Below are 13164 nucleotides of genomic sequence, written 5' to 3'. Positions count from 1 at the left end.
CGGAATAAAAGCGTAAGCGATTCAAAGGGATCCTTCCGCCATGGCTTTCGTGTCCGGGCGCCGTCTGGCGCAGCTGTTTGGTATTGTCGCCTTGGGCGCGTTGGCCACCGGTTGCACGACGGCGAAACCTGCGACCGACGCCAAGGGTGGCAAGCTCGCCTATGCGACAGAGCCGAAGGAGACCGGCGCCGGCGGCTTCTTCTCCTCGCATTCCTTCAGCGGCCTTGCCGGCCGCAGCGTCACCGTCAACAGCATCGCCGACCTCAGGCTGCGCAACCACGAAGTGGTGCTGACCTTCGATGACGGCCCGATGCCCGGCCGCACCGAGAACATCCTGAAAGTCCTCGACAATGCCGGCGTCAAGGCAACCTTCATGATGGTCGGCCAGATGGCCCGCTCCTACCCTGCCCTGGTGCGCGAGGTCGCCGCGCACGGCCACACGATCGGCACCCACACCCAGAACCATGCCAACCTGACGCATATGAGTGCGACGGGAGCGCAAGCGCAGATCGACGGCGGCATCAAGAGCGTGTCGGCAGCGCTGGTGCCATCCATGCACGGCGTCGCGCCCTTCTTCCGCTTCCCCTATCTCGCCTCGACGGCGACGCTGCGCCGTCAACTCGCGGCGCGCGGCATCGTCGTCATCGACGCCGATATCGATTCCAAGGATTATTTCCCGTCGACGCCGGACCAGCTGCGCAAGCGCACCATGGCGGGTATCGAACAGCGCGGCTCCGGCATCATCCTGATGCATGACATCCACCCGCGCACCGCGCAGATGCTGCCGCACCTGCTCGCCGACCTCAGAGCCAAGGGCTACAAGGTGGTGCGGCTGGTGCCCGGCCACCGCGGCCGCGAACCGCTGGTGTCATCGCTGACGACAGGCACCGTGACGACCGTCCAGCAGACGGCCTACGCGGAGACCCGATAGGAGCACGGGAATTACGCCAAAACAAAGGGTTGATCGGTCCCCTAGCCGGCTTCCATGCTCCGCCAGAACTGAAGGACCGTAGCGGCGATCGCTTCTGGCGCGTCTTCCGGGACGAGATGCTTCGCATCGGGGACTGTCTGAAACGTCGCGCCGGGAATGCGCCGCACCAGTTCCCGGCCGTCCTTTACCGGGATCCAATCGTCATTGTCGCCCCAGAGGATGGTGACCGGGCATCGAACCTCGCCATATCGCCACTCCACCTCCTCGCTGTACTTGTCATCCATCTGCGCGACTTGCCTCCAGAATGCCTTCTGGCCTTCGTCGCCAAGCCATGGGCGCAGATAGGCCTGCATCTCGTCTTCGCGTAACGGATTGTACGTCGCGCCGTTGATGTAGGCGCGCAGGATCGCTTCGTGAACATACGCTGGCAGCTCGGCAAGAACCTTCTCGTTCTGTTTGGCTGCCTGGACCAGCGGCGAACCTTGCGGGCTGATCGCCACCGGATCGATCAACACCAGCGAGCGGAACTCCAACCCATTGAGCAGATGACCGCGCAGAGCGGTCGATCCGCCAAAATCATGCGCGACCACGTCGGGCCGTTCCAGCTTCCAGTGGGCATAGAGCGCCGCGAACAATTCGTTCTGGATGCCGCGCGACACGTCGCCGTCAGGTTTGTCCGACCAGCCATAGCCAAGCATGTCGAAATAGTGGACGCGTCGCTGCTTCGCGAGCCATGGCGCGATGCGGCGCCACTCCACCGAGGAGAATGGGGTACCGTGAAGAACGACGGCGGGCGGTCCTTCCCCCATCACGCCCCAGGCAATTGAATGTCCTTGAAAGACAAAGCGTTCGGGCGGGCGCCACTCGATCGTCATCAGCATCGATCCAGAATTGCTGCCGGCCTACTCTTTCTGCTTGGCGCCGGCGCTCTTGCCGTCCGAGCTTTTCGAGCGTTCCTCGAAACGATCGGCGCCTTTCTTCAGCGGATGGCCCATTTCGGCCTCGGTCTTGCGCTCATCCCTGGCCGCCGCCTGTTTCAGTCCTGTGGCTGCCTGCTTGCCTTTCGCGGTCGGTGCCTGCTCGACGCCCATTGCTTCCTCCCTGGCGCGCAACAAGCGCGCGATGAGATGCAACGCGCATGAGCGGCGGCGGTTCCAGCGGCTAACGCTGTCGGGCAACCCGGCAATGACGCGCCTCAGCGCGCCGTCATCGCCTTGCGGAACGCGTCCAGCGTCTCGGCGCTGACATGGTGCTCGATGCCCTCGGCGTCGATGCGCGCCGTCTCGGCACTGACGCCGAGCGAGCGCAGGAAGGCTTCCACCGTCTGGTGGCGGATGCGGCTTTCCTGTGCGACCTTGCGGCCGGCTTCGGTGAGGAACACGCCGCGATAGGGTTTTCGCGACACCAGCCCGTCGGCGCACAGCCGCGTCAGCATCTTGGCCACCGTCGGCTGGGCGACACCGAGCCGCGCGGCGATGTCGACCTGCCGCGCCTCGTTGCCATCCTCGATCAGGTCGGCGATCAGCTCGACATAATCCTCGACCAGCGCGCTGCGGCGCGCTTCGCGCGTCTGCCGGAACCCTTCCGAATGGACATCGGCATCGAGCAGCGGCTCACGCGGGACCGGTCTGTTCTTCAGCGCCAATGCGCGCTCCTCCTCGGAAGTTTAGCCGTCGCTGCTTTTATAGCACAGGCTCTGATTCTTCAGGCCGTTTATTTGCATTCCGCGAGAGGTGCAACCAGCGTCTCCGGCTGCCCGCCCGTCACAACAAGCACCGACAATGAAATATAGCCTATTGCATAATGTTGAGCCATGGCATAGCTTATGGGCATTCTCCGGAACCTGCGGAAAGCCTTTTCATGTCAGAAGCAGACGTCACAGCCCCCCGGTCCGCATGGCGGTTCGCCAAACGGGAGGAGGACGATCAGCCCAGTCTGCGCGAGGTCAATTCCAGCGTCGCGGTGCCGAGTTCGGGCGTCTGGTTCCGCCGGCTGTTCGCCTTCATGGGCCCCGGCTACATGGTCTCGGTCGGCTATATGGACCCGGGCAACTGGGCGACCGACCTCGCCGGCGGCGCCCAGTTCGGCTACACATTGCTGTTCATCATCATGCTGTCCAACCTGATGGCGATCCTGCTGCAGGCGCTGGCGGCGCGGCTTGGCATCGCCACCGGCCGCGACCTCGCCCAGGCCTGCCGCGCTTACTACCCGCGCCCGGTCAACTTCGTGCTGTGGATCGCCTGCGAGCTCGCCATCATCGCCTGTGACCTCGCCGAGGTGATCGGCACCGCGATCGCGCTGCAACTCTTGTTCGGCATCCCGCTTATCGGAGGCGCCATACTCACCGCGCTCGACGCTTTCCTCGTGCTGCTCTTGATGAACAAGGGGTTCCGCTATCTCGAAGCCTTCGTCGTCGCGCTTCTGATCATCATTTTCAGCTGCTTTGCCATCCAGATCTTCGTTGCCGCCCCGCCGGCCGGCACGATCCTGCATTCGATGTTCGTGCCATCCTCCGAGATCGTCACCAACCCGGCGATGCTCTACATCGCCATCGGCATCATCGGCGCCACGGTCATGCCGCACAATCTCTATCTGCACTCCTCGATCGTGCAGACCCGCGCCTATGAACGCACCGAAGCGGGCAAGCGCGATGCCATCAAATGGGCGACGGCGGACTCCACGATCGCCTTGATGCTGGCTCTGTTCGTCAACGCCGCCATCCTGATCGTCGCGGCGGTCGCCTTCCACGACACCGGCCACCAGGATGTCGCCGAGATCGACCAGGCCTTCAAGCTCCTGTCGCCGCTGCTTGGCCTGGGCATCGCCTCGATCCTGTTTGCCGTGGCACTGCTCGCCTCGGGCCTCAACTCGACGGTGACGGCAACGCTCGCCGGCCAGATCATCATGGAAGGCTTTCTGCGGCTGCGCATCCCTAACTGGGCACGGCGGCTGCTGACGCGCGGCCTCGCTATCGTCCCTGTGGTGGTAGTCACCGCGCTCTATGGCGAGAAGGGCACCGGCCAGCTGCTGGTGTTCAGCCAGGTGGTGTTGTCAATGCAACTGCCCTTCGCGGTCATCCCGCTGGTGCAGTTCGTCTCCGACAAGAAGAAGATGGGCAACCTCGCCATCCCGCGCGGCGTGGCGGCATTGGCCTGGGTGGTCGCGGCCATCATCCTGGTGCTCAATTTCAAGCTGCTCTACGACACCATGTCCGGGGTTGGTTGAAGCTCCGTCTAATCCCGGGACAAACCGCCAGATCGCTCTATCTTTCCCGATGCCATGAGCAACATCGAAGACATCAGGAGATTCTACGCGCGGCTGATGGCGGCCAACGCCGCTTCATCGGATCCCCGCCTGGAAGAGGTGTTCGCCAGCGTGCCGCGCGAGGCCTTTCTCGGTCCGGGGCCATGGACGGTCATTGCCGGCAACGCCAAGATCACGACGCCGAGCGCCGACCCGGCCCATGTCTACCAGAATGTGCTGGTGACGCTCGACGCCGAAAAGGGCATCAACAATGGCGAGCCGTTCCTGCACGCCATGTGGATCGGAAAGCTGGCGCCAAGACCCGGCGAGGCCGTCACGCATATCGGCGCCGGCAGCGGTTACTACACGGCTTTGCTGGCCATGCTGGTTTCGCCGGGCGGCACCGTCGCCGCTTTCGAGGTCGACGACCAGATGGCCGAACTGGCGCGCAGAAATCTCGAAGCCTATGGCAATGCGACTGTTGTCCATGGCGATGCCGTGACCTCGCCCCTGCCGCCATCCGACATCATCTATGTCAATGCCGGCGTCGTGGCTCCTCCCGCCGGATGGCTGAGGGCGCTGCGCCCCGGTGGCCGCATGATCTTCCCGTGGCGTCCGGCCGAGAGCATTCCGTTCGCGGTGATGGTGACCCACAGCGAAAAGGGCTTTGCCTGCCATCCTTTCATGCGCTCGTGGTTCATCCCTTGCGTCGGCGCCTCGGCGATCCCTCCTGAGGCGAAGATCCCGACACGCGAAGAAGCCACGCGCAGCCGTTCTGTCTGGCTGATTGAGGACAGGCAGCCAGACAGCACCGCCACGGCAATCCTCGGCGAAGTCTGGTTCTCCTCCGACCCCGTTCACGCCGGCGACAACGGCTAGAAATTTGTCGTCGCGTGTCGAAAAGGAAGCCTGCCGTTCGTCATAAGGCTGAACCCGGCCGTGACGGCGCGGATCGCAAAAAGGAGAAGACGGATGAGAAAAATCATCGCCGCGACCTTCGTCAGTCTCGATGGCGTCATGCAAGCGCCGGGCGGGCCGGAAGAAGATCCGGTCGGCGGCTTCAAATTCGGCGGCTGGACGTTCCACTACTTTGACGAGGTGGCGGGCGCGGCAATTGAGGACCTGTTCTCCAAACCGTTCGCCCTGCTGCTCGGCCGCAGAACCTACGACATCTTCGCCGCGTACTGGCCGTATCAGAAAGATCCGATCGCGGATGCCTTCAACCCCGCGACCAAATATGTGGCGACGCATCGGCCGGATACCCTGGCCTGGCAGAACACGCACGCGCTCGGGCCTGATATCATCGCGGCTTTGCGCCGCCTCCGCCAAGAAGATGGACCTGACCTGCTCATCCAGGGATCGGGCAATCTGATCCAGACCTTGCTCGCCAACGGGCTGATCGACGAGATCCGGCTGATGACCTTCCCGCTGTTGCTGGGCAAGGGCAAGCGGTTGTTCGGCGATGCCGCGATGCCGGCCGCCTTCAAGCTTGTCAAATCGCAGGCTTCCACCACCGGCGTCATCATGGCGACCTATGAGCGCGCGGGCGAAATCGAAGTCGGCTCCTTTGTCACGGGCGAGCCATCCGACGCCGAACTCGAGCGCCGCAAGAACTGGAAGTGAGTGGTTCTTTCTCCCCGTCCCTATACGGGGAGAAGGGGCGCACCATCAAGCGCCTGCGCCCGCCGCCCCAGCCCCTCACGGATATGCCGCGCGAACTCCCGCGCAGCCGTACCCACGCCATGCCCCGGCAGATGCAGGTTGATGGCAAAATTCGGCAGCGGCGGCAGGCCGGCGTCGAACGGCAATATGTCGAGATCCGCCGGCACGGTGGAAGCCAGCCATGTGGTGACGGCCAGGTCCGAGCGCACCGTCGCCGTGGTCGCGTCGATATTGCCGTTCTCGAACACGCTGCGCCATTCCAGCCCATGCGCGTTGAGTGCAGACAGCACCACCGGCCGGAAGGCGCAGGTGTCGGCAACGATCGAGACCGGCAATGGCCGCTTGGCGCGGGCCGCCCCGCCCCTCGCCCCGACCCAGACGAGCCGGTCGACGGCCAGGCATTCGCCCGAGGTCGGGCCGACCCGCTCCTCGATCACCGCGAGGTCGATGGTTCCCGCCGCCAGTGCCGCCGCCAGTTCCGGCGAGGAGGCGCAGAGCAGCGATATCTCGACCTGCGGATAGGCTTCGGCATAGGCTTTCAGGACGGGCGCCAGCAAGGTGCCGACAAGGTCGTAGGGCACGCCGAGCCGCACCTGGCCGGCGACAGCGCTCCCCGCCATCTCGGACCAGATCTCGTCATTGAGGCTGAGCAGGCGCCTGGCCTTGTCGAACAGCCGCTCGCCGGAATGGGTCAGGCGCAGACCGCGCCGGTCGCGCTCGAACAGGCTGCAGCCGAGCGTCTCCTCCAGGCGCTTGACCTGCTGGCTGACCGCGCCCTGGGTCAGGTGCAGCGCGTTCGCCGCCGCCGTCATGCTGGCCTTGTCGGCGACGGTGACGAAGGTTCGCACGAGGCTGGTGTCGAGATTGCGGATCATGTTGCATTATAGACGCTAATGCGGACCATCGCAAACATTGCATTTACTGATGCAAGCCCGCGTCTACCATGGATCTCCCGACGAGGATGCCCCATGCTCCAGCCTATTCTGCCGCTGATACTGTTTGCCTTCGTAGCCACCGCCACGCCGGGCATCGCCACCACCCTGTCGACCGCTTCAGGCGCGCGGTTCGGCTTCCGCCGCTCCGTTCCGCTGCTGGTCGGAAGTGCGACCGGCCTCGCAACGGTGACGGGCGCGGCCGGCGCTGGACTGGCCGGCCTGCTGCTGGCCATGCCGTCGCTACAGGTGGCGATGAAAATCATCGGCTCGCTCTATCTTGTCTGGCTGGCGATCAAGATCGGCCGTGCCGGCCCACCCAATCTCGATGTGGCGATGGCCAGGCCCAACAGTTTCCTGGGCGGCGCCGGCATCCAGTGGATGAACCCGAAGGGCTGGGCGATGGGGCTGGGCGCGGCGGCCTCCTTCGCCGCGCTTGCCGACGGGCCAGGACAACTGGCGCTGCTGCTCGGCTCGACCTTCGGCCTTGCCGCGGCCATCTCGCTGTCTGCCTGGTGCGCGGCCGGCATGGTGCTGGCACGGTTGCTCAAGACCGAATGGCAATGGCGCGCGCTCAACATCGTGCTGGCGCTGGTGCTGGCCGCCTCGATCATCCCGATGTGGCAGCCGCATTAGAAGCGTCGGCCTTCCAGGAGTTGGGTTTCTTGCCCCGCCATAGCGCTACGGGACGCGCGCATTTCCAGGCGGCTGGTAGCGGCGATCGCGTGGCATGACGGCTTAGCGCGTGAATTGTCTTGTGCCGCGCTGGTCGACCCCCACTCCGTCTCGGCTTCGCCGAGCCACCTCTCCCCCGATCGACGGGGGAGAGGAAAAGCGCCAGGCTTTTTGCCGTCAATGCTCGCCCAGTAGCGCTCCCTTCCTTTCCCTCCGGAGGGGGGAAAGGTGGCGCGGCGAAGCCGCGACGGATTGGGGGAACCACGTGGCAATCAAGCCTCGGGCCGATCGGCCACGCTAGTCGCGGAAGATGTGCACAAGCGCCAGAGTCCCAGACCGAAGTGGCCTCAAGCCGCGTAGCGGGCTGCCGGCTTGTCGGCGTGCAAGCTGCCATAGAAGGCCTGCCGGGCGCCGAGGAACGTATCCAGCTTTCCCGTATCGGCAAGCGCCGGCACGGTGACGGCTTCGCCCCGCGCCAGGCCGACAAGGGCGGCATCGACCATATCGTCGGCGGTCATGATGATTTCCTTCGGAAGCTGGTCGATATCGCTGCCGGAAAGCTCCCAGAAATCGGTCCGGGTCGCGCCCGGCAGCACCGCCTGTGCCGTCACCCCGGTGCCCGCGACCTCGCGATGCAGCGCTTCGGTGAAGTTGACGACATAGGCCTTGGTGCCGCTGTAGATGCCCCCGAAGGAGGTGTCGAAAGCCAGTACCGAGGCGATGTTGACGATCCCGCCACGGTTGCGCGCCAAAAGCCCCGGCAGCACTGCACGGGTCAGCCGGGTCAGCGCCACGACATTGACCTTGATCATGCGCTCGGCGGCATCCGCGTCGGCGGTTGCCACCACTGCCTGACCGCCAAGGCCGGCATTGTTGACCAGCAGCGTCACACTCTCGTCGGCTGATATCGCCTTCTCGACGCGGCGCACATCGTCGTCGTCGGACAGGTCGGCCGCGATCACGCTGACCTTGCGGCTATAGGCATGGCGCAGCTTCTCGGCCAATTCCCCGAGCCGATCGGCGCGGCGCGCCACCAGCACCAGGTCATAGCCCTGCCCCGCCAGCCGGTCGGCATAGACGGCGCCGATGCCCGAGGAAGCGCCTGTTACCACAGCTGTCCCCTTGTTGTCGTTCTTGCTCATTGTCACGTTCCTTCTGTTGGCTCTTATTCGGCTTCGACGAACGCGCCGGCGGTCGAGCCCATTGTCCTGATATCAATTAGTGGCATATACCACTTTCGGCGAAATAGGTATATGCCACTATCTTGTCAACGGCAGCCGCGAAAACTATTTCTGCGACAGGGCCGGCGCCCCTGCCAGAGCAATTCCAGCAAAAGCGCTCAGCGGTTTTTCGCCCGGAATTGCGTAAGAAGAGAGCGAGAGCATTGGAGGCGATGCCGTTTTCGCCGGAAATGCTCCGGCAAGGAGTTGACATGACCGACGTTCAGGAGCCGGGATTCAGCCGGTGCAACAATGCCACCTTGCGGCGCACCGCGCGCAGGCTCGGCCGCTTCTACGACGACGCGCTGGCGCCTTCCGGCTTGAAGGGCACGCAGTTCGGCCTGCTCTTCCAGATCAGTGTCGGCGGCGAGCCGGCGATGGGGGCCATTGCCGAGGCGTTGATCATGGATCTCTCGGCACTCGGCCACACGTTGAAGCCTCTGGTTCGCGACGGTTATGTCGAAACCTTCGCCGACAAGGACGATCGCCGCGTCAAGCGCGTGCGGCTGACGCCGACCGGCCAGGCCAAGCTCGACGAGGCGATCAAGCTATGGAGCGTTGCCCAGCGGCAATTCGAGGCCATGATCGGCGCCGAGCAGGCCGCGAAACTGCGGGCCACGCTCGATGAAGTGGCCGCGTTGAACCTGGAACTGCCCGCGGCCACTCCTTCCAGCTGAAGAAGCGGCCGCGTAAAAACATAGATCGAAGTCTGGGGCCAGTCTTACTCCGCCGGCATCGCTACCGGTCTGGCAAACATCCGCCCCGCCAGCACGATGCCGAGCCCGATGACCGGGAAGGCCGCGGCGATCAGGCCGAGATCGGCCGGCGCGCCGTAGCGCAATACCGCTCCACCCACCACAGCACCCAGCGCCACGCCGAGATAGAGCGCCGAGGCATTGAGCGACAGCACGATCGGCGCCGCGTCCGGCGCGAGCTTGATGATGCGGCTCGCCTGTGCCGGCGGGAAGGCCCAGCCGACGATGCCCCACGGCACCATCATGCCCATCAGCGCCGGTCCGGCGAGGTGATGCGGCAGGAAGGTCGGGATCAGCGAGAAGGTGACGAGCATGGCGGCGGAGAGCGCCAGCGACCAGGCGACGGTACGCGTCGCGCCGAAACGATCGGCGGCCTGGCCGCCGGCAATGTTGCCGATGACGGCGCCTGCGCCGAAGGCGAGCAGCATGCCCGGAAGCGCGATCGGCGACAGCCCGGCGCCTTCGATGGCCAGCGGCGCGATGAAGCTGAACACGGTGAACGCGCCGATGAGGGCAAGCGCCGTCGTCACCAGGATCGGCATAACGCCGGGACGCATCGCCGCCGCCAGCCGGCGCTTCAGCGGCAGCCTGGTGCCTATGATGCCGCGTGGCAGCCGGTACCACAGGATGGCGCCGGACAGCGCGCCAAGGCCGGCAATGGCGTAGAAAGTGCCGCGCCAGCCGGCGATGGCCGCGACCAGCGCGCCAAGCGGCGCGCCGACGGCGACCGCCACCGTGGTGCCGCCGACGACGACGGCAATGGCGCGGGCCCGGTGATGGTCATCGACCAACGCTACCGCCGTGCCTTGCGCGGTCGCCGCGAACAGGCCCGACGACAGCGCCATGATGATGCGCGCGACGAGAAGCACTTCGAAGGACGAACTCAGGGCGGCGACGACATTGCCGATGACGAAGAACACCAGCGTCCACAGGATGACGCGGCGCCGGTCCCATTCGCCGGTCAGCGTTGCCAGGATCGGCGTGCCGATCGCGTAGGCAAGCGCGAAGGCGGTGATCAGCGAGCCGGCGAGCGGCACGGAGATGCCGGCATCCCTGGCGATGTCGGGCAGAAGGCTTGATATGACGAAGCCTTCGGTCGAAATCGCGAACGATCCAAGCGCCAGCCAGAAGATTCTCTTGTCCATGGGGATGCGTCCTTAGTTCAAAAGTTATTGAACAATTGGACATAACAGGCCATGATGTCAATGAAGCCAGGGCAAAATAGCTGAACCATGCTGACAGCCCTGTGTCAGGACGGTCACGCGAAAGGAGAAACAGTGTGTATGGGCCGAGCAGGATCGACGCGTTGAAATCGGCCCGAACTGTGCTTAGGTTCCTGCCATGACCTTGCCACACCCCAATACGGACCAGATCAGCCTGCCCATCGTGCTCGGCGTGCTCGGCGACCCGACGCGGCTCGCCATCGTGCGCTATCTGGCCAGCAAGGAAGGCCTGCCACTGAACTGCAGCCGCTTCCTCGACCTCGCCTCCAAGACCAATCTCAGCTACCACCTCGCCAAACTGCGCGAGGCGGGCGTCACCCGCGCCGAGGTGGTCGGCACCAACCGCATGATCACGCTCCGCCGGGCCGATCTCGACGCCCGCTTCCCCGGCCTGCTCGACAGTGTCATCGCCGCGGCCGCGGACGACACCGCCCTGCCCGCGGTCGGCGGCCATGATTTGGAAATGCCGGCCTGAACTTTTCCTCTCAGTCGCGAAGCGGGGTGAGGAGACCAGGTCCTGCCACCCACCGGGAACCTCCTCATGCGCATAGCCGTCCTCGCCGACATCCACGGCAACGTTCTCGCACTGGACGCCGTGCTCGAGGACCTGGCGCGGCGCGGCGGCACCGACCTCACCGTCAATCTCGGCGACTGCGTTTCGGGGCCGCTGTGGCCGCGCGAGACGATGGAGCGGCTGCAAGCGCTCAACTTGCCGACGGTGCGCGGCAACCATGACCGCCGCGTCGCCGCCGATCCCCCCGACGAAACCATGTGGGCGTCCGACGTCTATGCGCAGGAGCGACTGACGCAGGCGCAGCGCGATGCGCTGTTCGCCCAACCGCTGACCCTTGAGATCGCGCCTGGCGTCATCGCCTTCCATGCCCGCCCCGACCATGACGAGAAATATCTGCTCGATACCGTGACCGATGGCCATTTGGTGCGCGCGCCGCTGGCGGCGATCCGGCGCCGGTTGAAGGCACTCGACCCGGCCTGCCGCATCGCGCTCTGCGGCCACAGCCACCGGGCGGAATTGATCCGCATCCCGAATGGCCCAGTCATCTTCAATCCGGGCAGCATCGGCTGCCCTGCCTATGACGACGACACGCCTCCGGCGCATGTCTCCGAACAGGGCTCGCCGCACGCCCGCTACGGGATCGTCACCTTGGGCGACGCCGGTCGGCAGGATCGTTTCGAGATGATCGCGGTGGACTACGACCACGAGGCGGCGGCGCGTCAGGCCGAACAGGCGGGACGCGCCGAATGGGCGCACGGCCTGCGCACCGGCTTCATGCCGGAAGCCGCCCAGCACCATGGTTAGCCTGAATTTTCCGACTTACATGGCGGCGCGTCGTCCCTTATAAAACCGGCCGGGCATGCGGCGAGACCGCCGCGGCAGGGTGATTTGAGTACGGCGCACGGCCAAATGATGAGGCGCACGATTACGCTCCGACAAAGTTTGCATGCGCTGATTGCCGCTCCGCTGATGATGGCGGCGTGGCCGGCTGTCGCCGAGGAGGCGCCGTTCATCTCCGTTGTCACCGGGCTCGCTCCCGACGACCTGCTCAATGTCCGCGCCAAGCCATCGCCGATCGGCAAGACCGAGGCCCGCCTGGCCGCCGGTGCGAGCGTCCGAAACCTCGGCTGCAACGACATTGACGGCCACCCCTGGTGCAAGATCGAATCGGACAATCCCAAGGCAACCGGCTGGACGCCAGCACGCTATCTCGTTCCCCTCAATCCGGCGACGGTGCCCGACCAGGCCGCGGATACGTCTGCCGTCGCGCCCGCCGAAGGAGGTACCGGCGCGACGCCAGATGCACCCGACCTGACCGCTCGGCTGGGCAGCACGACCCAGCCGGCCAGCCCCGAAACCAAGCCGAAATCCGCGGCGGAGATCGCCATGCAGGATGCCTATGGCCTGGCGCTGGCGGCGGACGGAACCCTGCAAATTCCCTGCGCCCGCTACGTTGGACAGCCCATGGCGCTCTGCGCGGCGAACGTGACGCGCAAGGGCACGGACAAGGCCGACGTGACCGTGACCTGGCCCGATGGCGGCAGCCGCGTCATCTCCTTCGATGCCGGCCTGCCGGCAAGCTCGGACGCCGGCAGCGACTTCCGCTTCACCAGGGAAGGCAAACTCAACATGATCCGCATTGGTGTGTCCGAGCGCTTCGAGATCATGGATACGGTGGTGCTGGGGGATTAGGCGGCTTTTGCAATGGCTGCTCAATTGCCGGGGTTTGCGCTGCCCCTCATCGCCCTGCCGGACATTTCTCCCCGTAGACGGGGAGAAAGAAGCCGTCCGCAAAGCCGCGCTTTTTTGCAACGTCGGAGGTTGGCGAAACCACCAGGGATAGCGCCCCTCTCCCCGTCACTATACGGGGAGAAGGTCCCGGTGTCCGAACCGGATAGATAGGTAACAGAATGGACCGATAGCATGGGTGACAGTTTTCTTGTCCGCCGGGAGGACCGGCGATGGTTTGGCGAGAAACTGGGATCATGGACGAGCGGCTACGGTTTGTT

The 13164-nt window shown here is 65.0% G+C and carries 15 protein-coding genes; 9 read left to right on the top strand and 6 right to left on the bottom strand.

Translation table 11 applies throughout. The annotated features are described in order from the left end of the window. The first annotated feature begins 40 nt into the window (after nucleotides 1-40). Nucleotides 41-931 (top strand): polysaccharide deacetylase family protein, encoded by an 891-nt coding sequence (locus EN861_RS29350; protein ID WP_135867271.1) that lies wholly within the window; start codon nucleotides 41-43, stop codon nucleotides 929-931. A gap of 41 nt (nucleotides 932-972) precedes the next feature. Here the strand turns inward: EN861_RS29350 and EN861_RS29345 are convergent, their stop codons facing one another. The 3 genes from EN861_RS29345 to mntR form a co-directional block, all read right to left on the bottom strand. Continuing rightward, nucleotides 973-1812 carry an alpha/beta hydrolase gene (locus EN861_RS29345; protein ID WP_245512146.1) on the bottom strand — a complete coding sequence of 280 codons (840 nt, stop codon included), beginning with the start codon at nucleotides 1810-1812 and terminating at the stop codon, nucleotides 973-975. A 21-nt stretch (nucleotides 1813-1833) separates the two neighbouring features. Next, a complete protein-coding gene (locus EN861_RS29340; RefSeq protein ID WP_127870038.1) occupies nucleotides 1834-2022 on the bottom strand; it encodes a hypothetical protein in 189 nt (62 codons plus the stop codon). Between the two features lie 104 nt (nucleotides 2023-2126). Further along, on the bottom strand, nucleotides 2127-2576 hold the full coding sequence (mntR, locus tag EN861_RS29335; protein ID WP_127279594.1) for a manganese-binding transcriptional regulator MntR: 450 nt from the start codon (nucleotides 2574-2576) through the stop codon (nucleotides 2127-2129). A 215-nt stretch (nucleotides 2577-2791) separates the two neighbouring features. Between mntR and EN861_RS29330 the strand changes: the two genes are divergently transcribed. From EN861_RS29330 to EN861_RS29320, 3 genes are all read left to right on the top strand, one after another. Further along, entirely contained in the window at nucleotides 2792-4156 is a 1365-nt protein-coding gene (locus EN861_RS29330) for an Nramp family divalent metal transporter (protein WP_135867270.1), read from the top strand. Nucleotides 4157-4210: 54 nt separating this feature from the next. After that, nucleotides 4211-5053: a protein-L-isoaspartate O-methyltransferase gene (locus tag EN861_RS29325; RefSeq protein ID WP_189343772.1), complete on the top strand. Its 843-nt coding sequence runs from the start codon at nucleotides 4211-4213 to the stop codon at nucleotides 5051-5053. A gap of 93 nt (nucleotides 5054-5146) precedes the next feature. Then, entirely contained in the window at nucleotides 5147-5797 is a 651-nt protein-coding gene (locus tag EN861_RS29320) for a dihydrofolate reductase family protein (RefSeq protein ID WP_135867268.1), read from the top strand. Between the two features lie 20 nt (nucleotides 5798-5817). On the opposite strand, the gene EN861_RS29315 is transcribed toward EN861_RS29320, so the two are convergent. Then, entirely contained in the window at nucleotides 5818-6711 is an 894-nt protein-coding gene (locus EN861_RS29315; protein ID WP_135867267.1) for a LysR family transcriptional regulator, read from the bottom strand. A 93-nt stretch (nucleotides 6712-6804) separates the two neighbouring features. On the opposite strand from EN861_RS29315, the gene EN861_RS29310 reads away from it, so the two are divergent. Continuing rightward, nucleotides 6805-7404 (top strand): LysE family translocator, encoded by a 600-nt coding sequence (locus tag EN861_RS29310; RefSeq protein ID WP_135867266.1) that lies wholly within the window; start codon nucleotides 6805-6807, stop codon nucleotides 7402-7404. A 386-nt stretch (nucleotides 7405-7790) separates the two neighbouring features. Here the strand turns inward: EN861_RS29310 and EN861_RS29305 are convergent, their stop codons facing one another. After that, nucleotides 7791-8585, bottom strand: a complete 795-nt coding sequence (locus EN861_RS29305; protein WP_127280987.1) for an SDR family oxidoreductase — start codon at nucleotides 8583-8585, stop codon at nucleotides 7791-7793. Between the two features lie 290 nt (nucleotides 8586-8875). Between EN861_RS29305 and EN861_RS29300 the strand changes: the two genes are divergently transcribed. Next, nucleotides 8876-9340, top strand: coding sequence for a MarR family winged helix-turn-helix transcriptional regulator (locus EN861_RS29300; RefSeq protein ID WP_135867265.1), 465 nt, complete (start codon nucleotides 8876-8878; stop codon nucleotides 9338-9340). Nucleotides 9341-9384: 44 nt separating this feature from the next. Here EN861_RS29300 and EN861_RS29295 read toward each other — a convergent pair whose 3' ends face one another. Next, nucleotides 9385-10563, bottom strand: coding sequence for an MFS transporter (locus EN861_RS29295; RefSeq protein WP_135867264.1), 1179 nt, complete (start codon nucleotides 10561-10563; stop codon nucleotides 9385-9387). A gap of 196 nt (nucleotides 10564-10759) precedes the next feature. On the opposite strand from EN861_RS29295, the gene EN861_RS29290 reads away from it, so the two are divergent. From EN861_RS29290 to EN861_RS29280, 3 genes are all read left to right on the top strand, one after another. Beyond that, nucleotides 10760-11116, top strand: coding sequence for a helix-turn-helix transcriptional regulator (locus EN861_RS29290; protein WP_127280845.1), 357 nt, complete (start codon nucleotides 10760-10762; stop codon nucleotides 11114-11116). A gap of 66 nt (nucleotides 11117-11182) precedes the next feature. Beyond that, nucleotides 11183-11959, top strand: a complete 777-nt coding sequence (locus EN861_RS29285; protein WP_127280846.1) for a metallophosphoesterase family protein — start codon at nucleotides 11183-11185, stop codon at nucleotides 11957-11959. A 105-nt stretch (nucleotides 11960-12064) separates the two neighbouring features. Beyond that, entirely contained in the window at nucleotides 12065-12847 is a 783-nt protein-coding gene (locus tag EN861_RS29280; RefSeq protein WP_127280847.1) for an SH3 domain-containing protein, read from the top strand. The last annotated feature ends 317 nt before the right edge of the window (nucleotides 12848-13164 follow it).

This window comes from Mesorhizobium sp. M8A.F.Ca.ET.218.01.1.1, from assembly GCF_004791165.1.
Lineage (GTDB): Bacteria > Pseudomonadota > Alphaproteobacteria > Rhizobiales > Rhizobiaceae > Mesorhizobium.
Note: the sequence above shows the minus strand (reverse complement) of the source record. Positions and strands in the feature narration are given on the sequence as shown.